Here is a 26,563-nt window from a genome sequence, read left to right as displayed (position 1 = left end):
ATCAAACAGAAGGAACACTTAATTACTTATATGCTTCATTTGCTCAGTAACAAAGCTTCATTAATCATGATAATGTCAGAGATAATATTAATTATTATTTTAATTAGATAAGTTATTTAATATAGATAAAAAAACAGCACCAATTAAGTGCTGCTTTTTTTTATTGAGTTTTTTTAAATTATTAGAATGAATAGTTCAAACCTATTTGCGCACCAAGTTGACGGTAGTTGTTGCTACCAAATCGGCTGTCTAATTGAGCATAGCTACTGAGGGATTTGGTTAAATTACCATTCACACCCACTTTTAATTCAATATAATTTTTACTCATGTCTGATTCAACATGTTTACCATTAATTTTTGCTTCCGGTGAAGAAGAATCATACAACCAGTTGGCTTCTATAAATGGTAATACTCCATAGCCTTCTTTAGTGCTTTGACCATAGAATCTTGCACCTAAACGCATTTGTACTCCATCACCATTAACATTACTTACTTCGCCTTGTGTGCCTAACTTAAAGTTGTGGCTGTCTGACCAGGTATAGCCTAACTGAGCATGTGGCTCAAGTAACCAATTCTTAACTAAACCTTCATGAAGAACCAAACCATAACCAGCTTCCGCTAATACTATAGTTGCCTTGCATTATTAAATACATAATTTTCCCAATATAAATTCAAAATTTATGTATTTAAATCAAAGAAATTTTATAATTAAAATAGTTTAACAAAACTATTTATTCAATATTTTGCACTTGCTCACGTATCTGCTCAATAAGGACTTTTAACTCAATAGCACTAGCTGTGACGTCAGCATTAATTGATTTTGATGCAATCGTGTTTGATTCACGATTAAACTCTTGCATCATAAAATCTAACCTACGACCTACTGCTTCGTTTTTCTTTAATATCGAGTAGGTTTCTTTAACATGCGTCATTAAGCGATCTAACTCTTCTGCAACATCAATACGTTGAGCCATCAAAACAATTTCCTGTTCAAGACGAGAATTGTCCAATTCAATATTGGCTTCATCTAATTTGGCCTTTAACCGTTCCTTTTGCCATTCAAGTATTTGTGGCATCGCTTGACGAATTTTATCCACTTGCTGAGCAATGCCTTCTAGACGCAGGACAATATGGTCACAAAGAGCCTTACCTTCACGTTCACGGACGGTAATAAATTCATCTATTGCTGATTCTAATAGAACTAGAATTTCTTGTGATATTGTGTCTAAATTTTGTTCTTTGGCTGATAAAACTCCTGGCCAACGCAATACATCTATAGGATTTATTTCACCTGATTTATACTCTGTCTGTACCCAATTAGCTGCATTAAGAATTTGTTTTGCTAAATCTTTATTTAAAGATAGTTCTTGATGTTGCAATTCTGAACCTAATTCAAATCTTAAAGTACATTCGATTTTACCACGTGTTAAGCGCTTACGAAGGCGTTCACGGACAAGCGGCTCAAGTGAACGAAACTGTTCCGGCAAACGGATATAAGTTTCTAAATAGCGTTGGTTGACCGAACGCATCTCCCAAGAAGCATTACCCCAAGGTTGGTTTAGTTCTTTTCTGGCATAAGCGGTCATACTGGAAATCATATTTACTTCCTAAATTTTAAAAAACTTACTGGGCATTGTATCATATATTCTGTATAATGCGCTCTTAGCTTAGGCTAAACATCAACTATTTCTTGTTGATGTCCCCTTAAATAATTAGTTCAAAACCATATTTTTTAATTGTAACATCTGGAGAATTGCATGCGCCCGTCTGGTCGATCTGCGGAACAAACCCGCCCTATCAAAATAACCCGCCATTATACTAAGCATGCAGAAGGTTCTGTATTAGTTGAGTTTGGTGAAACAAAAGTACTTTGTAATGCAACAATTGAAGAATCTGTGCCTCGTTTTTTAAAAGGTCAAAACCAAGGTTGGGTTACCGCAGAATATGGTATGTTGCCTCGTGCAACCCATTCACGAACTCAACGCGAAGCGGCTAAAGGTAAACAAACCGGTCGCACTATGGAGATTCAACGCCTTATTGCTCGTTCTCTACGTGCAATGGTCGACCTTAAATTATTAGGTGAATATACCATCACGTTAGATTGCGATGTTATTCAAGCAGATGGGGGCACTCGAACTGCGTCAATTACTGGTGCTTGTGTGGCACTAAATGATGCAATCAATAAAATGGTTACAGATGGTAAAATTAAGCAAAATCCAATTAAATCATTAGTTGCAGCTGTTTCTGTCGGTATTGTCGATGGCCAAGCAGTATGTGACTTAGAATACATAGAAGATTCAAACGCTGAAACCGATATGAATGTTGTTATGACTGGCGATGGTCGTATTATTGAAGTGCAAGGAACTGCTGAAGGCGAACCTTTTAGTCATGACGAATTATTAAAACTATTAGAGCTAGCAAAAAATGGCATCAAAACTATTATTGATGCGCAAAAACAGGCCTTAAAAGATTAATTGGAGAGGATCGATGAAATCATACAAAAGTGAATTTATTGAATTTGCTTTAAATCGGCAAGCATTAAAATTTGGTGAATTCACATTAAAATCAGGACGTAAAAGCCCTTATTTTTTCAACGCCGGATTGTTTAATACTGGTAAAGATCTGGCTTTATTAGGTCGTTTTTATGCAGCCGCACTAATGGATGCTAATTTAGAATATGATGTCATTTTTGGTCCAGCATATAAAGGTATCCCTATTGTTTCATCAACCGTTGTTGCACTATCTGAACATCATAATGTTGACATTCCTTACTGTTTTAACCGTAAAGAAGCAAAAGATCATGGCGAAGGTGGTAATTTAGTAGGTAGTTCTATCTATCAACAGCGTGTTATGTTGGTCGATGATGTTATTACTGCCGGAACGGCTATTCGTGAATCAATGAACATATTGGCAGATAACCAATCTAAACTCGCTGGCGTACTGATTTGTCTAGACCGTCAAGAAAAAGGTCGAGGTGAACTCTCAGCAATTCAAGAAATTAAACAAGCTTATCATTGCGATGTAATTTCAATTATTACGCTTGATGATTTAATCCAGTACCTCTACAAAGATCCTGCTCGAAAAGATCAAGTAACGCAAGTTGAGGCTTATCGGTCTGAATATGGGATAAAGTAATAGCAATTTACTTTTTTATCTTATAAACATTAAAGCATCGAAAGATGCTTTTTATTTTCATATTTTATCTATAAATTTTTTATTTTCAGTAAGATAAATTCCGCAATAAAGTAAAATAACTGCTTTTATTCTTTTAAGATTTAATCATCATATCAAGCCGTTTAAATTTTATTTATATTATTAATCATGATATTTAATTTATATGAAACAAGTAAATTGGTAGAATAACAACTAATAATTAAATCTTTTCAAATTAAATAAAATAGAAATATAAGTAGGTATAAATATGGAAGACTCTTTTAAACCTCGTAGTTTATCGATTAGTGAATTATTTGGTGATACAAAAAATCTTTATAAAATACCAAAGTATCAAAGACCTTATAAATGGGAAAGTGAACAAGTTGAACAGTTATGGGACGATATTTTAGAATCATATGAAAATGATGTGCCAAATTACTTTCTTGGCTCTGTTATTACAGCAAATTCTTATGATGAACCTAATTCACCTTATATTGATGTTGTTGATGGACAACAAAGATTAACAACGTTAATGATACTATTTTGCGTTATACGTGATTATTTTCCGAATCTTAATCTACATGATAACTTAAATCCTCTATCTGTAAATATTGATATTATCCGTTCTGCAATAATTTTTAATAGCCGAGCTTCACGTTTAAGATTACACACTCATAGCTCTCATCAATCTGATTTTGAAACGTATATTTTAAACGAGGGAGCAACAAAAATATTGCCTCCTCCATATAAATATCAAATTAAAAATGATCAAGAACCCAAATTCAAATTTATTAATACAGCACTAATTTTTAAAGAGAAATTAAACTCTTTACCTGAAAGTAAACTTGGAGAGTTAATTAATTACTTATTTTACCAAGTTAAAATTATACGTATCGATTGTACCAGCCGTGATTTCGCTATTAAATTGTTTCAAGTGCTCAATAATAGAGGTTTAGATCTAACTTCTGCCGACTTAATAAAAAGTTTTTTATTAGAAAAACTTTATAAAAAATATAAAGATGATTTAACCACTTCAAAATTAAAAGAAGATAATTTTATGTCTGATTGGCGTGAAATGGAGCAGCTCATTAAACAATGTGACGATATAAGTTTAAATGATTTATTTATTATTTACGCACATTATTTATTAGGCTCAAATCAAAAAAAATCATTTACTGAAGAGCTACAAAACTTATTCGAAAATCAAGATCCTAATCAAGTCATAGCCTCATTAAAACAATTTGTTATTAATTATTACGAAAAAATATATTGTTCAAAAGATAAAAATATTTATTCGTTCCAATATTTGAGATGGAGTAATTATTGGAAAGCGATATTAATGACAGCCATTACAACAAATTATAAAGATTTCGATAAATTAGTTTTTGAACTAAGACGTTTTTATTATTTATATTGGATTGCGGGAAAAACATTATCCCAAGTAAAGCAGACTTCTTTTAATGTCATTAAAGCACTGAAAGAAAAAAAACATATCAATTATTTAAAAGCAATCTTTTCAAATAAATTAAATTCCGAAAAGATTTATGAACTAGCAATATCTCAGCTAACTTCTAATGTGGTTGATAAAGAAGCATGGATTAAACCTCTTTTGATTTTAATTGAATATGATCTAACCGATCAATCTAATCCTATCTTATTAAAACTTAATAATGACTTGCACCTTGAACATATATTACCTAAAAAATATAAGACTATTGCTGAATGGAATCATATAACCGAAGAAGTAAAAAACAGATGGTTACATAGTATTGCTAATCTAACACTATTAAGTGGTAAAAAAAATATTGATGCGAGTAATAATCCTTTCAATGTCAAAATGATTGTATATCAGGGTAGTCATACTAATAATACGACTGCTTTTCGCCTTTCCCAAAAAGTATTAGACGATTTTAATCAAAAAACATTTAATCAACAATGGCATGAAGATGCATTAAAAGATCGTTATAATTGGATACTTGCACGATTAGAAAAATTATTAGCTATAGATTTTACATTAGTAAAGCAGATTGACACCCCTAAATTGGCAAAATAATGATCAATCAGCTAATATGATGTGTAGAAATTATTTTCGTTAGTTACAGTAAATAATTAAGCTAGTGTAATAAATTTTCATAAAATAAAATTAACGCCATATCAACAACAAGCGATATGGCGATAATATCATAAAGAAAAAATCATTATTAATTTGACTAAAAACGTATTATGGTCAGTCATCCAACCATCTATAATACAGAAAGACCTCATGAAGTATTAACTAACATGACTCCTAAGCATATCCTTATATGTCTTTCTAAACTGCCTACACGGCAATGAACTAGAAGCTAATATACTATCAATATAGTATGTAAAAAGGCAAATAGGTATTTAGGTTTTAAAAACCCTTTTTTTTGAGATAAATTTAATTTATTGATTTTATTGAATTTTAAAATATAGCTAAAAAAAGGGTTTTTGTTTTTAGATTTTGTTGCTTTGTTATTTTTTAAGATTTCCCAACTTTAAAGTTCAAAATACCCATTGGCTGAGTTTTTAATAAACGCCCCAGATGGAAAAATAACAACAAATCAGCTATGCTATAGCACCTATAACAGGTAGCTATAAAATGACTAATATGAAAGTAAAAATTAGTTACTTTCTAATTAGGCAGCACCTATTTTTTATTTAGGAATTTTGAAAAATATGACATCTAATAACGCTAAATCAATTACCGAAACGCAACAACGCGATCAACTACAACGACAAATTTGGAAAATTGCCGACGAAGTCCGTGGTGCTGTCGATGGTTGGGATTTTAAACAATATGTACTTGGTTCTTTGTTTTATCGCTTTATTAGTGAGAATTTTGCCAATTATATTGAAGGTGGCGATGAGAGTATCGATTACAGCACATTATCCGACGATGTCATTATCGATGAAATAAAAAAAGACGCAATAAAAACCAAAGGCTATTTTATTTATCCTAGCCAATTATTTTGTAAAATTGTAGCTGAAGCTAATACCAATCCAAGTTTAAATACTGACTTGGCTAATATTTTTAATGCGATTGAAAGCTCAGCCATTGGTTACCCTTCAGAAAGCGATATTAAAGGATTATTTGCCGATTTTGATACCACCAGTAACCGATTAGGTAATACAGTTGCCGATAAAAACAAACGGTTAGCCGCAGTACTTAATGGTGTGGCCGAACTGGATTTTGGCGATTTCGCAGACAATAAAATCGATCTGTTTGGCGATGCTTATGAGTATTTGATTTCTAATTATGCCTCGAACGCCGGTAAATCAGGTGGTGAATTTTTTACGCCACCGAATGTGTCGAAATTAATCTCACAATTAGCCTTACATAATCAAAAAAAGGTTAATAAAATCTATGACCCGGCGGCTGGTTCGGGTTCTTTATTGTTACAAGCGAAAAAACAGTTTGACGAGCATATTATTGAGGATGGATTCTTCGGTCAAGAAATCAACCATACCACCTATAACCTTGCTCGAATGAATATGTTTTTACACAATATCAACTATGATAAATTTGAAATTGCCTTAGGGGACACGCTGCTTAATCCCAAATTTGGCGACGAAAAGCCATTTGATGCCATTGTTTCAAATCCACCCTATTCAATTAAATGGATTGGCAGTGATGATCCAACCTTAATCAATGATGACCGATACGCACCTGCCGGTGTACTGGCACCCAAATCGAAAGCCGATTTTGCCTTTATTATGCATGCACTAAGTTATTTGTCCGAGCGAGGGCGAGCGGCAATTGTTACCTTTCCGGGGATATTTTATCGAGGTGGTGCGGAACAAAAAATTCGTAAATATTTGGTCGATAATGATTTTGTTGAAACTGTAATCTCGCTCGCACCAAACTTATTTTATGGCACATCGATTGCGGTTAATATTTTAGTGCTTGCCAAAAATAAAACCGTCAAAACAACACAATTTATTGATGCTAGCAAACTGTTTAAAAAAGAGACCAATAATAATGTGCTCACTGATGAACATATTCAAGAAATTATGCAAGTATTTGCTAGCAAGCAAGATATCGAATATTTTGCTAAATCGGTCGATAATCAAACCATTGCGCAAAATGACTATAATCTATCAGTCAGCTCGTATGTGGAAGCCGAAGATACCCGTGAAGTGATTGATATCACCCAACTTAATGCCGAAATAAAAGATACCGTAGCTAAAATTGATAGTTTACGTTCCCAAATTGATGCAATTGTGGCGGAGATTGAGGGATGAATAAGAGTAATAACATAACTGAGTTGCTAAAAGGTGTTGAGGTTGATTGGAAAGCTTTGAGCTCTGTTGCCCAATATGTTAGAGGGCTAACTTATAACAAAAAAAATGAAAGCAACAATAGCATAGGATATAAAGTACTACGTGCAAATAATATTACACTATCAAACAATACGCTAAATTTCAATGATGTTAAAATTATCAATTTGGATACCAAAGTTAAAGATACACAAAAACTTTATAAAAATGATATTTTAATAAGTGCTGCAAGTGGAAGCCGTGAACACGTTGGAAAAGTTGCTTTCATAACTAATGATATAGATTACTATTTCGGTGGTTTTATGGGCGTGATTAGAACCTCAAACAAAATCAGCCCTCGTTATTTATTTCACATTTTAACAAGTGAAATTTTTCAAAATTATCTAAATGAAATGTTGAATAGCTCAACTATAAATAATTTAAGTTCAAAAATTATAGAAGGATTCCAAATTCCCATCCCCCCTCTACACATTCAAACCGAAATTGTCCGTATTTTAGACACATTCACAGCCCTCACAGCAGAGCTCACAGCAGAGCTCACAGCAGAGCTTACCGCAAGGAAAAAACAATACAACTATTATCGAGATAAATTGTTGACCTTTCAAGAGGATGAAGTTGAGTGGAAGGCTTTAGAAAGTATAACTTTACCAACAAGCAATATAAGATGGAAAGAAACAGATCGTATTTACAAATATATTGATTTAACTTCTGTTAGTCGTGAAACTAAATCAATTATTGGAACAACTGAAATAACAGCTATAAATGCACCAAGTAGAGCACAAAAAGTTGTTGAAGAAAATGATGTTATTTTTGCAACGACTCGTCCAACACTACAAAGATTCACATTAATAGAAAAAGAGTTTTCTGAGAACATTGCAAGCACAGGTTATTGTGTTTTAAGAGCAAATCGTAATTATATTCTACCTAAATGGATTTACTACAATATTTCATCTACACGATTTAATAATTATGTTAATGAAAACCAAAGTGGTACTGCATATCCTTCAATTTCAGATGCAAAAGTAAAACAGTTTAAAATCCCAATTCCCCCACTCAAGGAACAAGCTCGTATTGTCGAAATCCTAGATAAATTCGATGCGCTTACCAACTCAATCACCGAGGGTTTACCGCGTGAGATTGCATTACGCCAAAAGCAATATGAATATTATCGGAATTTATTATTAGACTTTCCGAAAGTACAAGAATAATAAGATAGAGTTATAAAAAATGAATGCCACATTAAGGAATATTGCTGAAAAGCTGGATAAAAACAATAGAAAAGTCCAATTAATCTATGCCTTTAACGGCACTGGTAAAACACGTTTATCTCAAACCTTTAAGAATTTAATTATATCGCAGCATAAAGATGATAAAGAGAATAATGCCGCCTTAACAAGGCACAATATCCTGTACTATAACGCTTTTACTGAGGATTTATTTGCTTGGGATAATGATAAACATCAAGAGGGTGAACATCAATTAATCATACAACCTAACTCATTTACTGACTGGATTTTAAAAGACCAAGGACAAGACCAAAATATTGTTCGTTACTTTCAATCCTATACCCATCAAAGATTACAGCCACATTTCAATGAGGATTTTTCTACTATTACTTTTTCGCTAATAGGCGATAATGATCAGCGTATTGATAATATTAAAATCTCTAAAGGCGAAGAAAACAATTTAATTTGGAGTCTTTTTTTTACACTGATTAACTTAGTTATCGCAGAGCGCAATATTACTGACAAAAGCGAACGCTCAACTAATGAATTTGACCATTTACGCTATATTTTTATTGATGATCCCGTCAGTTCATTAGACGAAAATCATCTTATCCAATTGGCAGTAGATATTGCCCAATTAATCAAATCTAGTGAATCTGATATTAAATTTATTATTACGACCCATAACCCGCTGTTTTATAATGTGCTTTATAATGAATTAGGTTTAAAAAATGGTTATATTTTAAGACGATTTGAGGACGGTAAATTTGCATTAGAAGATAAAAAAGGCGATTCAAATCACTGTTTTTCTTATCATCTTTATTTAAAAGATATTTTACAACAAGCCATTCGCGAACAAAAAATTGAAAAATATCATTTTACCCTATTACGTAACTTATATGAAAAAACCGCTGGTTTTTTAGGCTATCCACAATGGTCAGAATTATTGCCTGACGATAAACAAGTTTATTTAACACGAATTATCAATTTTACAAGTCATTCAAAATTGTCGAATGAAATGATCCCTGAACCTTCCGATCCTGAAAAGCAGATTGTTGCCTTTTTACTTAATCATTTACTCGAAAATTATAATTTTAAATAGCTGGAATAGAATATGACGACTTATACAAAACCAATTGCCGAAACCAATAGCTACATTATTTTAGATAACTACAACAAACTTGAAGAGACGGCAGCTGTTTATCAGACTGAAAAGGATTTAGAAAATGAATTTATTCATGATTTAGTTCGACAAGGTTATGAATACTTACCGAATTTAAATACGCATGAAAAGTTATTAGCAAATGTTCGCGAGCAGTTGCAAAAACTTAACAAAATACAATTTACGGATGATGAATGGCGACGTTTTATATTAGAGTATTTGGATAAACCCAATGAATCGATGATCGATAAAAGTCGCAAAATCCACCACGATCATATTTACGATTTTGTTTTTGATGATGGTCATATTCAAAATATCAAACTGTTAGATAAAAAAGATGTTGCTAATAATAAATTACAAGTTATCCATCAATTCCAGCAAACTGGTAATTATACAAATCGTTATGATGTGACGATTTTAGTGAATGGCTTGCCGCTTGTTCAAGTTGAACTAAAAAAGCGTGGTATTGCTATTCGTGAAGCCTTTAATCAAGTACATCGCTATAGTAAAGAGAGTTTTAATCAAGACAATTCACTATTTAAATATTTACAACTGTTTGTTATATCAAATGGTACCGATACGCGCTATTTTGCTAACACGACAAAACGTGACAAAAATAGCTTTGATTTTACAATGAATTGGGCAAATGTTAAAAACGAACCAATAAAAGATATAAAAGACTTTACCGCAACCTTTTTTGCCAGCCGCACGCTATTAAATGTGTTACTGACTTATTCGGTGCTTGATGTAAATGACACATTGTTAATTATGCGCCCTTACCAAATCGCCGCCACCGAACGTATATTATGGCAAATCATTAGCGCTTATCATGCCAAAAAGTGGAGTAGCTTACAAAGTGGGGGCTTTATTTGGCACACAACAGGTTCCGGCAAAACACTAACCAGCTTTAAAACAGCACGGTTAGCGACAGAATTAGAATTTATTGATAAAGTTTTTTTTGTGGTGGATCGTAAAGATCTGGATTATCAAACCATGAAAGAGTATCAAAAGTTTTCAAAAGATAGTGTGAATGGTTCAAATAGTACCGCTGGGCTTAAGCGCAATATTGAGAAAACCGATAATAAAATTATTGTTACTACCATTCAAAAACTCAATAACTTGATCAAAAGCGACGATAGCTTAGCGATCTATGATAAACATGTGGTATTTATTTTTGATGAAGCGCACCGCTCCCAGTTTGGCGAAGCTCAAAAAAACTTAAAGCGTAAATTTAAAAAGTACTACCAATTTGGTTTCACCGGTACGCCGATTATGCATACTAACGCAATCGGAACGCAAACCACAGAGGATGTTTTTGGTCGTGAACTGCACGCTTATGTATTAACCGATGCAATTCGTGACGAAAAGGTACTAAAATTTAAAGTTGACTATAATGATGTGCGCCCTAATTTTAAATCGATAGAGCAAGAACAAAATCTCGAAAAACTTAGCGCTGCTGAAAACAAAAAAGCATTGCTCCACCCAAACCGTATTGAGCAAATCACACAATATATTCTGAATAATTTTAAACAAAAAACCCATCGATTAATGGGTAAAAGTAAAGGATTCAATGCCATGTTTGCTGTGAGTAGTGTCGATGCAGCTAAGCTCTATTATGAATCATTCAAAAAATTACAAAAAGGTGCAAATCAGCCATTAAAAATAGCTACGATATTTTCTTATTCTGCTAATGAAGAACAAGATGCACAAGGTAATTTTGCCGATGAAAGTTTTGAAATAGATGCCTTAAATCAAAGTGCTAAAGAGTTTTTGGTTTCTGCGATATCAGATTATAATCAGATGTTTAAAACTAACTTTGATGTCAGTAGTGATCAATTTCAAAACTATTATCGCAATTTGTCTTTAAAAGTAAAAAATCAAGAAGTCGATCTATTAATTGTCGTTGGCATGTTCCTAACTGGTTTTGATGCCCCAACACTTAATACCCTATTTGTTGACAAAAACCTGCGGTATCATGGGCTAATTCAAGCCTTTTCACGCACTAATCGTATCTATAATGCTACCAAAACCTTTGGTAATATTGTGGCGTTTCGTGATTTAGAACAAGCGACCATTGATGCAATAAAAACATTTGGTAAAAGTAATACTCGTGAAGTAGTGTTAGAAAAAAGCTTTAAAGAATACATGGAAGGGTTTACTGATAAAAATTCAGGTAATTTCCACAATGGCTATCTAGCCATCGTTGCCGAGTTACAAGAAAAGTTCCCACGCCCTGATGAAATTATCAAAGAAAAAGATAAAAAAGAGTTTGTTAAATTATTTGGTGAGTACTTACGTGCTGACAATATATTACAAAATTATGATGAATTTGTTGCATTAAAGGATTTCCAACAATTAGATATGAAAGATGCGCAGGCGGTTTTAGCGTTTAAAAACAAGCATTATGTGACTGATGAAGATCTGCAAAAAATGGAAGCAGTTAAACTACCGACTGACCGCGCAATTCAAAATTACCGTTCAACTTATAATGATATTCGTGATTGGCTACGCAGAGAAAAACAAGCCAATCAACAAGATCAACAAAGCATTGACTGGGATGATGTGGTTTTCGAAATTGATCTACTAAAATCACAAGAGATCAATCTGGATTATATTCTTGAGTTAATTTATGAACAAAATAAACAAGAAAAAACCAAACAAAACATTGTCGAAAATGCTCAGCAATTAATTCGATCAAGCTTAGAAAATCGTGCTAAAGAAGAGCTAGTTGTTGAGTTTATAAAACAAACTGATCTTGATGCTATTCCAGATAAAGCCTCGATTATTGATGCGTTTTTCTTGTATGCACAGCAAGAGTTACAGGTAGAGCTTAATTTCTTAATTGAAGAAGAAAATTTAAATGAAGCGGCTACAAAACGCTATATCGCCTCGTCACTAAAACGAGCATATGCAACCGAAAATGGCACAGAGCTAAACGAAATTTTACCGAAGATGAGCCCACTCAATCCACAATATTTAATTAAAAAGAGCCGAGTCTTTGAAAAGATCGCGGCATTGGTTGAAAAGTTTAAGGGTGTTGGTGGTGAAATTTAATTGTTAACAGTTAAATTCGCTAATAATTAAAGGAAGATGAATGATCGATTTCTTATTCATCTTCCTAATAATTTATCATTCAAACTTACTTTGAGTGATTTTGTATGCAAAATCTTGCATGCTCATAATGATAAATGATTTTTGAAAAATCAAATGGTTCGCCTGATGAGGTGTAAAATATTTCTTCAACACAAAGTGCTGGTTCACCAGGTTGCAGTCCTAAATAAAGAGCCATTTCTTCATCAAGTTTTATCACTTGCATATATTTATCAGAAAAACCAATATTAATATTATAATTTTCCTGAATGTAATTAAAAATTGAGTTTTCCACAATTTCTTTATTTAAATAACAAATTAACTTTTTACGGTAATATGACTGTTCTAAGCCATATAATTTATCTTCAACATAGCGCAATCTTTTAACAAAATAGACTTCTTCGTTATCATCGCATTGTAGATTTTCTTTAACTTTTGCACTAGGCTTGATGATATCAACATTAAATACTGTTGAAGAACCATAAACATCTTCTAGATCGACAGTAAAACCATGACTTTGCAAAAAATTGAGATAGCCTCTTTTTTTACGCTCACGAACAAAAATACCACTACCTTGCACTTGATAAATAACGCCCTGCCGCTCAAGACAATTAAGTGCTTTAACAATTGTACTACGACTGACCTGATATTGATTAATTAGACCGTCAATATTATCAAGCTGAGTGCCTTTGGACAGTTGTTTTTGATAAATCATCTGTTTAATTTTTTTTGCAACTTCTTGATATTTAACCATTTGTTATGTTATTAATTTAATCAATAATTAAAGTTGTATTTTATACAGCTTATTTTTAGTTTTAAATTAAATAATATAAAAACTCGATCTAGATCACAAACAATATAATTGTTAATTAACAATTTTGAAATTGTCTATAAGATGAACTTACTAAATTGCTTTTAAGGAGTTTATGGATGTCATCAAAAATTAGAGATTATAACAAGTTAGCTGTTGATATTTTAAATGAGTTAGGTGGTGAGAAAAATATTGTTACCGTCGCTCGTTGTGCAACACGTCTTCGTCTTGTGACCCAAATTACACCAGAGCATGCAAAAGAAAACATAGCTAAATTACCAGGTGTTATTACCGTTGTTGAGAAAGGTGGTCAAATCCAAGTTGTAATAGGTACAAACGTCGATAAAGTCTACAATGCTTTTATTCAGCTGGTTAATACCGATAACAAAATCAAAACAAGTAATGATAACAACATCTTAAATCAAATTATTGCAACAATGTCAGCTGTATTCGCTCCCTTTGTCTATATTTTAGCCGCATCAGGTATTTTGCAAGGCATCTTGATTTTAATTAAATTGGCATCCCCTGAATTAGAAAAAACTGGAACCTTTGGAGTATTCAATTTCATCTCTTGGGCACCTTTTTTCTTTTTACCTATCTTTATTGCTATTACTGCTTCTCAGCATTTTCGTTGTAACTTATATATCGCTGTTGCTTGTTGTGCAGCGCTGTTATCACCAACATGGACTGAGTTTGCAAAACTAATAAGCGAAGGGCAAAAAATTGATCTATTTGGTATTGCGCTATCGCAAACCACTTATGCTTCAACCGTTTTACCACCACTATTTTTAGTTTGGTTACTCTCTTATTTAGAACGATTTTTAGAGCCTAGACTGCACAGCATTATAAAACCCGTTTTATTGCCATTATTTAGTCTTGTCATTATGGTACCTTTAACATTACTTGTTGTTGGTCCATTAACCGCAAATGGTGCGCAATATATCGCTAACGGTTATAATTGGTTTGTCAGTCTAGCACCTTCAATAGCTGGTGGGATTATTGGAGCCGTTTGGCAAGTCTTTGTTATTTTTGGTGTGCATTGGGGGATCACACCTGTTATCGTCGAAAACTTTAAGCAGTATGGTCAAGATTCTTTCCAAGCTTTCCAAACCATTGCCGTTATTGGTCAAGTTGGTGCAGCATTAGGTTTTTATTTAAAAACCAAAACGCAAGAGATGAAAGGTATTTCATTATCTGCTTTTATCACTGGCTTATTCGGTATAACCGAACCTGCTATTTATGGTGTTAACTTACGCTTTAAAAAACCATTTATTTATGGTTGTATTTCTGCATCTTGTGGTGGTATTGTGGCAGGATTTTTTGCTCCTCACTATGTTGCTTACGCTGGTTTACCAGGTCCATTAACTATCGTTAATGCAATTAGCCCAAATAATCCTGATTCATTTATTGGCGTGTTGATTGGTGCGCTTATTGCTCTTTTAGGACCTGTATTGTTAATCCAACTATTTGGTACTGGTGAAACAGTGCAAGATGCTGCTGTTGTTGAAAATGATAACCCTAAAATTCTTCTTGATGAGGTTAATATTACTAGCCCGATGACAGGCCATGCTTTACCACTGAGTGAAGTGCCCGATCCTGCTTTTTCACAAAAACTTATGGGTGAAGGGATTGCCATTGAGCCTACTGATAATCACGTTTATGCACCTTTCGATGCCGAGGTAACTGCGGTATTTGAAAATTCCAAACATGCTATTGGGTTAACATTAGATAATGGCGTTGAATTATTAATTCATGTGGGGATTGATACGGTTAATTTGACTAATAACGAGTTTGCATATCATGTTGAATTACACCAAAAAGTGAAAAAAGGTGATCTACTAATCAGCTTCAATCCTGAGGCAATAAAACAAGCAGGCTACCCACTAATCACCCCAATTATTATTGTTAATACCGATCAATACCAATTCATTTCATTAACGGATAAAACAGAAGTCACAGTTGATGATATCATATTTAACATTAAGCAATAACAAGGAATCAAAAAATGACTAAAAAACCATTTTTATGGGGCGGTGCTTTAGCCGCTCACCAATTTGAAGGTGGCTGGAACGAAGGCGGCAAAGGACCAAGCGTAGTTGATGTCATGACAGCAGGTGCGCATGGCGTAGCAAGACAAATCACTCAAGATATTGAACCCGATAAGTTTTACCCAAACCATACGGCCATTGATTTTTATCATCATTATAAAGATGATATCAAACTCTTTGCTGAATTAGGTCTTAAATGTTTACGCACGTCAATTGCTTGGACACGCATTTTTCCAAAAGGTGATGAGCTTGAACCAAATGAAGAAGGTCTGCGCTTTTATGATAATGTTTTTGATGAGCTCATTGCTCATGGCATAGAGCCTGTTATCACGCTATCACATTTTGAAATGCCATTACATATAGCTCGCCATTATGGTGGTTTTAGAAACCGTAAAACAGTAGAATTTTTTGAACGTTTTGCGACAGCATGTTTTGAACGTTATAAAAATAAAGTTAAATACTGGATGACATTTAACGAAATCAATAATCAAATGGATACTAGTAATCCTATCTTCTTTTGGACTAACTCTGGCGTACAAGTTAAACCTGGCGAAAATCCGCAAGAAGTTCTATACCAAGTCGCTCATTATGAACTTTTAGCAAGTGCCAAAGCAGTCATTGCCGGTAAAAAAATCAATCCTGATTTTCAAATTGGTTGTATGGTATCGCATGTGCCAATTTATCCATATTCTTGTAATCCTGAAGATATGATGGCTTCAGAAATTGCTATGCATCAACGCTTCTTCTTCCCTGATGTTCACGTTCGCGGTTACTATCCAGCTTATGCATTAAAAGAATTTGAGCGTGATGGCTATAAACTCGATATTACTGAAGAAGATTTAGGTTATTTGAAAAAAGGTACGGTTGATTACATTGGCTTTAGCTATTATATGTCAACCGTTGTGAAAGCGGATGCCAAAAATGATAATCGTGACAACATAGTTAACGGTGCACTACCTAATGCAGTTGAAAATCCTTATATAAAAAGCAGTGATTGGGGTTGGCCAATTGATCCTGAAGGTTTACGTTATACACTTAATCGTCTGTATGATCGATATCAATTACCGCTATTTATTGTCGAAAATGGCTTTGGTGCAATTGATGAACTCGAAAACGGTAATCAAATACACGATAAACCACGTATTGAATACTTAGGTGCCCATATCAAAGCTATGCAAACCGCTATAGATTATGATGGTGTTGATGTAATGGGTTACACTGCTTGGGGAATTATTGATGTTGTATCATTCACTACTGGCGAAATGAAAAAACGTTATGGCGTAATTTATGTTGATCGTGACAATGAAGGAAATGGTAGTATGAAACGTTATAGAAAAGACTCATTTGAATGGTATAAAAAAGTCATTAGCACCAATGGTGAAAGTTTAAAATAAGTAGATTATATAGCTGTAATAATGTTCATTAGAGGGTGCTATCGATTCAATAGCACCTTCCTTAAATTTAAATATAATAAAATAACTATTGATAAAAGGTAATTAATAAATATTTTTCATGTAGTTATATAAAACTAAAAGTTAAATATCAATTGCTTATCTAGCTGAGGATCGATTAAAGTAACATGAAAGCCAATTAACCGCACACCCCTTTCATTACGCCTTTCATGCCAAACTTTGTAAGCCTGATCGATTAAATCTTGCTTATCAAGCTTAGCCCAAATATGTTCTTGCGTAGTAAGCTGAAAATCATCAAACTTAAATTTGACACCTTGCCTAGCTATAGACAAATCCGCACGCACTTTACTTAACCGTTTTTCAAGCTCTTCAAATAATGGTTCGAACTGCAATAAACACTCTTCCCAACGATGAATGTCATTCGTTAAGGTCCGCTCTACCCCAACTGATTTACGTTGCCTATCATTACAGACTTCACGTTCATCAATACCTTGACATCTCTCGTACAATACACGACCAAACTTACCAAATTGATTGAGTAATTTAGTTAAATCATACTTAACAACATCTCTACATGTAAATAACCCTAATTCTGCTAATTTTTTTTCAGTAACTTTACCTACACCAGGAATTTTTTTTAGTGGCAATTGTTCAATAAATGTATCAACTTCTTCTGGTGGAATAACATATTGGCCATTAGGTTTATTCATATCGGACGCAATTTTTGCCAAAAATTTAAGTGGTGCTGCGCCTGCCGATGCGGTTAATTCCAATTCATTAAAAATAGTTTGACGAATATCTTGAGCAATAAGCGTTGCTGAACCATAGCAAAGTTTACATTCTGTCACATCCAGATAAGCTTCATCAAGAGACAACGCTTCAATTGCATTGGTATAACGTTTAAATATTTGGTGGATTTGATTCGAAACTTCTTTGTAAACAGCATGCCGCCCCGGTATTACTTTAAGATTAGGACATAGCTTTAGCGCTTGTGACATTGACATCGCACTATGAACTCCATATTGACGAGCTAAATAATTGGCGGTAGCAACCACACCACGCTTACGAGGATCCCCACCTACCGCAATAGGCATATTACGATACTGGGGATTATCTCTCATTTCAACAGCAGCATAGAAACAATCCATATCAACATGAATAATTTTTCGCATAACCTGTTTTCATTGCACTTTAAAAAAAACAACTGTATATATATACAATATCATATTTCAAATATGTATGTAAACTGGGTATTAGCTACTTCTCTAATTTATCAAAATCGATTAAACCTTTTTTATCATATGGATCACCTATCCAGCGTATGGATTCATAGAAATTAGGATTAACTAAACTTTTTTGAGGTATGAATAAGTTATAACTTAATCCGGCTAAATCAGACCATGTATGAATCAAATCTTGAGTACTAAATTTCCGATTAACATAGTCTTGATAATTATTTGGGTGGGTTGCAATCCATTGTGGCGATTCCCAAAGCATAAAAGGAACTGTATACATCGTTCTAGTGGGTGATTTTTCATTACGACCTAAAACGTCATGTGGCGGTGTTTCATAAACATCTTCACCATGATCAGAAAAATACAATATAAAGCCATTTTCTTTACTATTCTTAAATAAATTAAATAATGTAGTTGTAACGTAATCATTGTAACTTACCGCATTATCATAACTATTGTAAACAGGTAGTTTACTTTCATCAATATTAAACGGTATGCTTGTTTTACCTTTAAAACGGTTATGCTCACCATTTTTAGGATAACGGAATTCATACTTCATATGAGTACCAAGAAGATGTATAACAATAAATTTCTTTTCAGCTGGATCAGCTAATACTTCTTTAAATGGCTCAAATACAGACTGATCATATTGTCTTGAACTTTGATTACGGTCGTTATTCATATAATACTGTTTGTCGGTTTGTTTAGAAAACATAGTCAACATTGTATTACGTTCAGTTATAGTTTGTTGATTAGTAATCCAAAAGGTTTTGTATCCTGCTTGTTTCATTAGATGAATCAATGAAGGAGTCTTAAGATATAAATCAGGGTGCTGCTCATCAGCAAAGGTTAGGGCTTGTTGTAAAATTTCAATCGTATAAGGTCTTGATGAAACTACATCATTAAATACAACTAAATTAGGATTTTCTTTTTTAAATTGTTCTATTTTTGGGGTAGTATTTCTCCCATAACCATAAAGCCCCATTCTATTGCGAGTTGTTGATTCACCTATGACCAAAACTAACGTCCTTGGAGTATTACCATTTTTATCTTTCAGATTTTCCAATGGCGGTAATGATTCTAAATGCTCTAAAATATGCTCCATATTATTCAACTGCGAGCGATAAGCCCAATAACTGCAAATCAGTTGCCATGGAACTGTTGTTTCCATACGTGTTAATAAATGAGCACCAGCTTTTTCAAAAGATGAATTTTTGACAACTACACTAATGACTAACGGCATTAACGCATAAATAGCAATAAATGAAGATATTAGCCATTTTGTCGTATTTTTAACATAAATCGGCTCTACTTTTTTCCATAGATATATACCGATGGATACATAAATAATTAATACTAAAATTAATTGGACATTTAAATATTGCTGAATAAATTCATGTGACTCACTGAAGTTTGATTCAGCCATAACAAATAAAACACTCTGTGAAAACTCTTGCCTATAAATAGTAAAATAACCAACGGGAATCAGTGATAATCCACCAACAACTAATCCATAAACAGTTGCAATTTTTTTCGTATATTTAGGAAAAATGAAAACAGGAATAAGCCAAATTAAACTATAGATAATTGAATCGCGCAGCCCTATCGCATTAGAATGCCCAGAAAAGAAAATATATAATTGTAATGCACAAGAAAAATAAGTAAAAAATAAAATAACAAAAATAAGAGTCGACCAACTAAATATCAAGTTTTCCTTTTGATTTTTCATAAATTATGATTAGTAATAATTATTTGTAGGTCGCTCTAGTATACTATCTATAGATTAATAAAACCTTAAAAAGAACTGATTAAATGATAAAATATTTTTTCAAAATATCTCTAATCATTAAATGATCACTTTTTATATTAAAGAATAATCTCGATGAATGTTAAATTTTATGAGTTAGTCAACATTTAACCCTAATATTTTCGCTGTGAGGCTATTTTCTGGTTGATTTAACTGTTTAGGTGGACCATTAAAAATAGTATTCCCTTTATTTACTACTAAACAACGTGAAAAGTAATTCAAAGTGTCATCAAGATAATGTGACACCATCATTAATGTTAATCCAAACTCATCACAAATTTTATCGACCAATGCTAGCATTTCAAAACGTAAAGCTTGATCAAGAGCAGAAAAAGGTTCATCTAATAATAAAATAGGACGATGTTGAATTAGGCAACGGGCAAGCGCAACACGTTGATATTGTCCACCAGAAAGTTTATCAGGATAACGATCCCCTAAATTATCTAAACCAACATTCGCTAAAATATCATTAACTTGCTTTTTTTCAGATGTGCTTAATTTTAATGATGGCTTTATACCTAAACCAACATTTTGTTTAACCGTTAAGTGGCTAAATAAATTATTATGTTGAAATAGCATCGAAACAGGTCTTTTATTGGGTAAAATTTTGGTAAAATCTTGATGATTTAATATTACTTTACCTGAATTAGGTAATAAGAATCCTGCAATTAAATTTAATAAAGTCGTTTTGCCTGAGCCACTTGGTCCAACCACTACAACTCGCTCTTTTGTAGTAATTTTTACATCAAAATCTATTTTAAAATCATCATAATGATAATTAACTTGATTAAGTTCGATCATAATCCATCACAATTAATAAACTAAACGATAAAGTTAATAATACTGCAGCTGTAACCATACTTTCATGATAATGATAATGGGAGATTTGTTCATATAAATAGTAAGGTAGAGTAGTTACTGACTGCCCTCCAAATAATGCAATAATACCAAAATCACCTAATGACAAAATACCTGAAAAGGCGAAACTCATAATAATGATTTTTTTTAATGCCTTATATTCGACGATATAAAAATGCCTAAAACCATTAATATTAAGAGATTGGCTCAATTGCCAATAACGCAATGTGACCTCATACATAGGTATTGCAAGGTTTTTTAATACAAAAGGCAATGCCATTAAGGCATTACATAACATCATTAATATACAAATAAATACACGGTTATCTGCATATTTAAATAGCAATAAAAACAATCCTGAAGATAATACCATACTAGGAATAGCTAAAATTAATGATCCAACAAGCATTAACTGATTACTCCATTTAATCTGATGATTAATGATCAATCTGCTATTAGTCCATAAAATTAATAAAGCAAGCACTATAGCGATCATAGCAGCACCTAAGGCAATTAAAAGCGAAAATAAGGTAGCTTGTTTAAAAGCCGTATTTAATAGTGATAAGTCAAAAAAACGGCTTCCTTCAATAACTATATTTATTAATGGTAAAAAAATAAATAATCCACCAACTAAAATGATGACAGCACTAAAAAACTTTAAATAATTAGAAACCGATAAATGATAATTTTGCTTATTAAAATCAATAGTTACATTTTGATTATCTTTATTTTTATGAAGTATTTTCTGGGTCAGCCATAAAAAACTGATACAGCATATTAGCTGTATACCGGCAAATAAAACAGCTTGTAGCAGTTCAAATTCTCGAATAGATTGATAAATTGCCACTTCAATAGTGGTATATTTAGGCCCTCCACCCAGCGCAAGCACTATAGCAAAACTAGAGAAACACAGCATAAAAATTAATGCAGCCATAGGAAATAATTGACATCGCAATAAAGGCCATTCAATCAATTTAAAATAGGTAATACTTGAAAAATTCAATTGCGCAGCCAATCGCTTATGTTCAACAGGAACAAGGCTTAATGTTTGATAAAACAAACGACAAGCATACGGAAAATTAAGAAATACATGAGCTAGCAAAATTCCTTTTAACCCATAAATTGACCACCCAGAAAATGATATACCAAAATATTTTAAAATAGAGGCTAATAACCCCTGTTGACCATAAATTGACAAAAGACCAGTTACAACTACTAACGAAGGCAATATAAAAGTGATAGGCATTAAACGCAATAATAGGTGCTTACAAAAGAAATCAACCATTGATAATGCTTTTGCCATTAATAGAGCTAATAGGATTGACAATATAGTAGATAATACCGCTTGAAATACCGTTATCCCAATTACATGCAATAAATAACTATCGAAATAAATATTAAAATCATTCGACTCAATAGCCGCTTGACAAAGTGCAAATAATGCCGCACCTAATACAATTAAAATTATACTTGCCGAACTAATACCAGGCAGCAATGTTTTAAATTTCAACATTCTTTTTAATTGCTTACTAGTTGCTAATAGCTGATTGCCATTCACGTATCCACATTTTTTGATTTTGTTCAACTCGTTTTGAATCAAACTCAAGAACTTTATTCACTGATTGGATTTGTTGAAAAGCTTCAGGTAGCTGTGTATTTATTATCGGATACATAACATTTTTTTCGGCAAATTGGCGCTGAACTTCTGGTGTTAATAAATATTGTAAAAAACGACGTGCAAGTTCCGTTTTCTGAGTATATTTGACGATCCCGGCAACTTCAACTTGACGATAATGTCCTTCATCAAAAATAGCAGCTTCATAATGATCATCATTATCATTTATAATATGTGCAACTGGTGAAGTACTATAGCTTAGCACAAAATCTGCTTCCCCTTTTAAAAACAGGCCATAAGCCTCACTCCAACCTTTCGTTACCGTTACTGTATTTTTAGCAATTTTTTCCCAAACAGTAACTGCCTTATCACCATATATATATTTCACCCAAAATAGTAATCCTAATCCAGGCGTACTAGTCCTTGGATCTTGATAAATGATTTTCCAATTGGCTTTATTATATACTAGGTCATGAAAACTATGTGGAGGATTGTTAATTTTTTCTTTGTTATAAATGAAAGCAAAATAACCAAAATTATAAGGGATAAAATCAATATCCCACCAATCTGTATTAATATTATCAGGTCTTTTAATTTGATGAGGAATAACAATATTAGCAAGCTTTGCTTGTTCTAACAAATTATTATCTAAACCTAAAACTACATCAGCTTTGGTATTATTTCCTTCAAGACGAATACGATTTAAAATTGATACACCGTCACCCAATGTGACAATATTTAGTTGGCATTCGCACTGCGTTTCGAAACCTTTTTTTATAGCTTCACCTGGTCCCCATTCTGACATAAATGAACCGTAGCTATAAATGGTTAAAATCGGCTTTGCAAATACAGGATTAACAAGAAAAAATGCCCCAAATAGCATAAAAAACAAAAGATTCTTACAAAGCATTTTGCCTCCAGAAGCCAAATAAAAGACAAAAGGTTTGAGCAGACATAATAACTCAAATCCCTCCGCTGGTATAATCCAGTTCAGGTTCGGCGGGTTATGTCGATATAAAGGACATTCTCAGCCATTTAGGCACCCCGTTGAGAACATCGATTAGTTTAGTGTTTCCAAGAAGAATTGTAAATAGTTGATGCAAATATAAAAAAGTTAGTATAAAGGAAAACCTATCAACGAAGAATAAATAAAAATATTACTTACAAAAATCATATAACAGCAGAAAATATATAAATGATAATTAATCGCTATAAACCTGAGCCCTATCAAATTCAGAAGCACATATAATGATAATGTAGGTAAATAGCTTCTATCCATATGCTTATAACCCCCCAAGGATTTTATCTTAAATTTAAAGCAATTAATGATCAGTGCAGGTATCCTTATTACTTTACCAATACTAAACTCTAACAATAAAAATTATTTGTTCAATTCGTTGAACAAACCGAAAATCTATATGAATTTCCCCTTTTCTCAAAAGGTAACTATTAACATTCTAGATCCTAAAACTATACCAGGAAGTGAATTACTCGATCACATAATACAACGTCATTACCGACAATAATTATTAATACTTCCACTACATTTCAAGAAAACAAATTGAAAGAATTTGTAAATTCCACAAAATCACTTTTAGTGAAAAAACATGAAAAATATTGGCAAACCCTAGTTAAACGAAAGAAAAGCGCTTAATCCGATAAGTGACAATTCATTACTTTGTCGGTATTATATTTAGCATTTAATGATGATTAATTAGGTTTAGTGTGAATATTCAACAATTACTAACACAACGTGTTTTGCAAGCTATGATCATGGCAGGTGCAGACAAGAACAGCGACGCATTAATTAAACAATCTACTAAAGTTCAATTTGGCGATTATCAAGCTAATGGCATTATGTCTGTTGCTAAAAAAATGGGAATCCCTCCTCGCGAACTTGCTCAGACGGTTTTACAGCATCTTGATGTTGATGATATCGCTGAAAAAGTTGAAATTGCAGGTCCAGGTTTTATTAATATCTTTTTGAAAAATAGCTGGATTGCTGAGCAAAATGAAGTTGCTTTAAGTAGTGATAAGCTTAATATTACTTTACCCGCCAAACCGCAAACTATTGTGGTTGATTATTCGGCGCCTAATGTCGCCAAAGAGATGCATGTTGGACACTTGCGTTCAACTATTATTGGTGATGCTAGCGTTCGTGTTTTATCTTTTTTAGGTCATAATGTTATTCGTGCTAATCATGTTGGTGATTGGGGAACTCAATTTGGTATGTTAATTGCGTATCTTGAAAAGATGCAAAATGAACATGCCAATGATATGGAGCTTTCAGATTTAGAGTCATTCTATCGCGCCGCTAAAAAACATTATGACGAAGACGAAGTGTTTGCCGAAAAAGCTCGTAATTATGTAGTGAAATTACAAGGTGGCGATGAATATTGTCGTGATATGTGGCATAAGCTAGTTGATATTACCATGACGCAAAATATTGCCACTTATAAACGTTTAAATGTTACGTTATCGCTTGAAGACACCATGGGTGAAAGCATTTATAACAGCATGCTACCTAGTATTGTTGCCGATTTAAAACAGAAAGGGCTTGCGGTTGAAAGTGAAGGGGCGATTGTTGTTTTTCTTGATGAGTATAAAAACAAAGAAGGCGAACCGATGGGTGTTATCATCCAAAAACGTGATGGTGGCTACCTTTATGCAACAACCGATATTGCTTGTGCTAAATATCGTTACGAAACGTTACATGCCGATCGTATTCTTTATTATATTGATTCCCGCCAACATCAACATTTAGAGCAAGTTTGGACTATTGTTCACAAAGCTAAGTATGTACCTGAATCATTAAAGCTTGAACACCATATGTTTGGTATGATGTTAGGTAAAGATGGTAAGCCGTTTAAAACCCGTTCAGGCGATACTGTTAAATTAAATGATTTGCTAGATGAAGCGTGTGAGCGAGCAACAACTTTAATTCGTAGCAAAAATCCTGATCTTTCTGAAAGTGAGCTTGCAAAAATTGTCGATGCGGTAGCTATTGGTGCAGTTAAATATGCTGATCTTTCTAAAAATCGGACTACTGATTATGTTTTTGATTGGGATAATATGTTGTCATTTGAAGGCAATACTGCTCCTTATTTGCAATATGCTTATACTCGTGTGTTATCAATTTTTAAAAAGTCCAATATTTCCGAAGATAGCTTAACGGCTAATATTAGTTTAGAATCTGATAAAGAGCGTGCTTTAGCAACTCGTTTAATTCAATTTGATGAAACTATTTCAATCGTGGCAAATGAAGGTACACCGCATGTGCTTTGTGCTTATCTTTATGAAATTGCGACGCTATTTTCAAGTTTTTATGAAAACTGCCCTATTTTGGCGGCAGAAAATGAGAGCTTGAAACAAAGTCGCTTAAAATTAGCTTCGTTGACGGCTAAAACACTTAAAATTGGTCTTGATATGTTGGGCATCAAAACAGTTGACAAAATGTAGTTGAATAATTCACCAATGCTACTGCATTGGTGAATTGTAGTACGAACGACTTAATTTGTTCAAAGATTAACATGAATTTGTTGATAAATCGTCATTAAAACAAATTAATACCGTTAATACTTATATTCATAACAATTATAAGCATTTAGTTATAACCGCATTCCCCCGTTATTTGAATCACTCACTTTTTAACGTGCTATTTCCCAAACAATAATCAGTGTTAAAATAAATCGGTAATTTCTTATTTAAATATCCTACGTTATTATTCATATCTATTATTTAATTAGGCATTCAAATACCAAGGAAATTTAAAATGTCTCGATTTTTTTACAATTTATTATTCATATTAAACAGTAAGTTAACTATAAAAAACCTTTCTTATACCAAT

The 26,563-nt window shown here is 33.0% G+C and carries 18 protein-coding genes and 1 riboswitch; of the genes, 10 read left to right on the top strand and 8 right to left on the bottom strand.

The features are described 5' to 3' along the window. Positions 1–181: 181 nt before the first annotated feature. A complete protein-coding gene (locus A9G36_RS07780; RefSeq protein ID WP_081295316.1) occupies positions 182–628 on the bottom strand; it encodes an autotransporter outer membrane beta-barrel domain-containing protein in 447 nt (148 codons plus the stop codon). A gap of 103 nt (positions 629–731) precedes the next feature. Then, the gene (locus A9G36_RS07775) at positions 732–1,598 is read right to left on the bottom strand and encodes a YicC/YloC family endoribonuclease (protein ID WP_065569619.1); all 867 of its coding nucleotides are present in this window, start codon (positions 1,596–1,598) and stop codon (positions 732–734) included. Between the two features lie 159 nt (positions 1,599–1,757). Here A9G36_RS07775 and rph point away from each other — a divergent pair, with 159 nt between their 5' ends. From rph to A9G36_RS07740, 7 genes are all read left to right on the top strand, one after another. Beyond that, a complete protein-coding gene (rph, locus tag A9G36_RS07770; RefSeq protein ID WP_065585602.1) occupies positions 1,758–2,474 on the top strand; it encodes a ribonuclease PH in 717 nt (238 codons plus the stop codon). Positions 2,475–2,487: 13 nt separating this feature from the next. Beyond that, the gene (gene pyrE / locus A9G36_RS07765) at positions 2,488–3,135 is read left to right on the top strand and encodes an orotate phosphoribosyltransferase (protein WP_034946438.1); all 648 of its coding nucleotides are present in this window, start codon (positions 2,488–2,490) and stop codon (positions 3,133–3,135) included. Positions 3,136–3,421: 286 nt separating this feature from the next. Then, positions 3,422–5,206 carry a DUF262 domain-containing protein gene (locus A9G36_RS07760; RefSeq protein ID WP_065585601.1) on the top strand — a complete coding sequence of 595 codons (1,785 nt, stop codon included), beginning with the start codon at positions 3,422–3,424 and terminating at the stop codon, positions 5,204–5,206. A gap of 644 nt (positions 5,207–5,850) precedes the next feature. Further along, on the top strand, positions 5,851–7,416 hold the full coding sequence (locus A9G36_RS07755) for a type I restriction-modification system subunit M (protein ID WP_218055779.1): 1,566 nt from the start codon (positions 5,851–5,853) through the stop codon (positions 7,414–7,416). Further along, the gene (locus A9G36_RS07750; protein WP_065585600.1) at positions 7,413–8,660 is read left to right on the top strand and encodes a restriction endonuclease subunit S; all 1,248 of its coding nucleotides are present in this window, start codon (positions 7,413–7,415) and stop codon (positions 8,658–8,660) included. Before A9G36_RS07755 ends, A9G36_RS07750 begins: the two co-directional genes overlap by 4 nt. A 19-nt stretch (positions 8,661–8,679) precedes the next feature. After that, positions 8,680–9,780 carry an AAA family ATPase gene (locus A9G36_RS07745; protein WP_065585599.1) on the top strand — a complete coding sequence of 367 codons (1,101 nt, stop codon included), beginning with the start codon at positions 8,680–8,682 and terminating at the stop codon, positions 9,778–9,780. A 12-nt stretch (positions 9,781–9,792) separates the two neighbouring features. Then, positions 9,793–12,894, top strand: coding sequence for a type I restriction endonuclease subunit R (locus A9G36_RS07740; RefSeq protein WP_065585598.1), 3,102 nt, complete (start codon positions 9,793–9,795; stop codon positions 12,892–12,894). A gap of 85 nt (positions 12,895–12,979) precedes the next feature. On the opposite strand, the gene A9G36_RS07735 is transcribed toward A9G36_RS07740, so the two are convergent. Next, complete coding sequence (locus tag A9G36_RS07735) at positions 12,980–13,684, bottom strand: GntR family transcriptional regulator (RefSeq protein ID WP_065585597.1); 705 nt, start codon at positions 13,682–13,684, stop codon at positions 12,980–12,982. 176 nt (positions 13,685–13,860) lie between these two features. Here A9G36_RS07735 and A9G36_RS07730 point away from each other — a divergent pair, with 176 nt between their 5' ends. Then, positions 13,861–15,732, top strand: a complete 1,872-nt coding sequence (locus A9G36_RS07730) for a glucose PTS transporter subunit IIA (RefSeq protein WP_065569613.1) — start codon at positions 13,861–13,863, stop codon at positions 15,730–15,732. A gap of 14 nt (positions 15,733–15,746) precedes the next feature. Further along, positions 15,747–17,183: a 6-phospho-beta-glucosidase gene (locus A9G36_RS07725; protein ID WP_065569612.1), complete on the top strand. Its 1,437-nt coding sequence runs from the start codon at positions 15,747–15,749 to the stop codon at positions 17,181–17,183. Between the two features lie 134 nt (positions 17,184–17,317). Here A9G36_RS07725 and dinB read toward each other — a convergent pair whose 3' ends face one another. The 5 genes from dinB to thiB all read right to left on the bottom strand — a co-directional run bounded on the left by dinB (position 17,318) and on the right by thiB (position 23,626). After that, entirely contained in the window at positions 17,318–18,373 is a 1,056-nt protein-coding gene (gene dinB / locus A9G36_RS07720) for a DNA polymerase IV (RefSeq protein ID WP_034946451.1), read from the bottom strand. 85 nt (positions 18,374–18,458) lie between these two features. Further along, on the bottom strand, positions 18,459–20,165 hold the full coding sequence (gene cptA, locus A9G36_RS07715) for a phosphoethanolamine transferase CptA (RefSeq protein WP_065574146.1): 1,707 nt from the start codon (positions 20,163–20,165) through the stop codon (positions 18,459–18,461). 174 nt (positions 20,166–20,339) lie between these two features. After that, positions 20,340–21,044 carry a thiamine ABC transporter ATP-binding protein ThiQ gene (gene thiQ, locus A9G36_RS07710; RefSeq protein WP_065569610.1) on the bottom strand — a complete coding sequence of 235 codons (705 nt, stop codon included), beginning with the start codon at positions 21,042–21,044 and terminating at the stop codon, positions 20,340–20,342. Further along, entirely contained in the window at positions 21,031–22,614 is a 1,584-nt protein-coding gene (gene thiP, locus A9G36_RS07705; RefSeq protein ID WP_065575999.1) for a thiamine/thiamine pyrophosphate ABC transporter permease, read from the bottom strand. The genes thiQ and thiP overlap by 14 nt, the downstream gene beginning before the upstream one ends. 16 nt (positions 22,615–22,630) lie before the next feature. Further along, entirely contained in the window at positions 22,631–23,626 is a 996-nt protein-coding gene (gene thiB / locus A9G36_RS07700) for a thiamine ABC transporter substrate binding subunit (protein ID WP_065585604.1), read from the bottom strand. A gap of 39 nt (positions 23,627–23,665) precedes the next feature. After that, positions 23,666–23,773, bottom strand: a riboswitch (TPP riboswitch). A gap of 668 nt (positions 23,774–24,441) precedes the next feature. Here thiB and argS point away from each other — a divergent pair. After that, complete coding sequence (argS, locus tag A9G36_RS07695; protein WP_065585596.1) at positions 24,442–26,175, top strand: arginine--tRNA ligase; 1,734 nt, start codon at positions 24,442–24,444, stop codon at positions 26,173–26,175. Positions 26,176–26,563 lie beyond the last annotated feature (388 nt).

Origin of the sequence: Gilliamella sp. Choc6-1 (genome assembly GCF_001690385.1) — a bacterium.
In the GTDB taxonomy this organism is placed as follows: Bacteria; Pseudomonadota; Gammaproteobacteria; order Enterobacterales; family Orbaceae; genus Gilliamella; species Gilliamella apicola_A.
This window is presented reverse-complemented; position numbering and strand designations above follow the sequence as displayed.

Coding starts and splice junctions, on each gene's coding strand:
- A9G36_RS07725 (WP_065569612.1), top strand. CDS start 15,747: ATGACTAAAAAACCATTTTTATGGGGCGGTGCTTTAGCCGCTCACCAA.
- dinB (WP_034946451.1), bottom strand. CDS start 18,373: ATGCGAAAAATTATTCATGTTGATATGGATTGTTTCTATGCTGCTGTT.
- A9G36_RS07745 (WP_065585599.1), top strand. CDS start 8,680: ATGAATGCCACATTAAGGAATATTGCTGAAAAGCTGGATAAAAACAAT.
- pyrE (WP_034946438.1), top strand. CDS start 2,488: ATGAAATCATACAAAAGTGAATTTATTGAATTTGCTTTAAATCGGCAA.
- A9G36_RS07775 (WP_065569619.1), bottom strand. CDS start 1,598: ATGATTTCCAGTATGACCGCTTATGCCAGAAAAGAACTAAACCAACCT.
- A9G36_RS07760 (WP_065585601.1), top strand. CDS start 3,422: ATGGAAGACTCTTTTAAACCTCGTAGTTTATCGATTAGTGAATTATTT.
- cptA (WP_065574146.1), bottom strand. CDS start 20,165: ATGAAAAATCAAAAGGAAAACTTGATATTTAGTTGGTCGACTCTTATT.
- A9G36_RS07750 (WP_065585600.1), top strand. CDS start 7,413: ATGAATAAGAGTAATAACATAACTGAGTTGCTAAAAGGTGTTGAGGTT.
- A9G36_RS07755 (WP_218055779.1), top strand. CDS start 5,851: ATGACATCTAATAACGCTAAATCAATTACCGAAACGCAACAACGCGAT.
- thiQ (WP_065569610.1), bottom strand. CDS start 21,044: ATGATCGAACTTAATCAAGTTAATTATCATTATGATGATTTTAAAATA.
- A9G36_RS07730 (WP_065569613.1), top strand. CDS start 13,861: ATGTCATCAAAAATTAGAGATTATAACAAGTTAGCTGTTGATATTTTA.
- rph (WP_065585602.1), top strand. CDS start 1,758: ATGCGCCCGTCTGGTCGATCTGCGGAACAAACCCGCCCTATCAAAATA.
- thiB (WP_065585604.1), bottom strand. CDS start 23,626: ATGCTTTGTAAGAATCTTTTGTTTTTTATGCTATTTGGGGCATTTTTT.
- A9G36_RS07740 (WP_065585598.1), top strand. CDS start 9,793: ATGACGACTTATACAAAACCAATTGCCGAAACCAATAGCTACATTATT.
- thiP (WP_065575999.1), bottom strand. CDS start 22,614: ATGTTGAAATTTAAAACATTGCTGCCTGGTATTAGTTCGGCAAGTATA.
- A9G36_RS07735 (WP_065585597.1), bottom strand. CDS start 13,684: ATGGTTAAATATCAAGAAGTTGCAAAAAAAATTAAACAGATGATTTAT.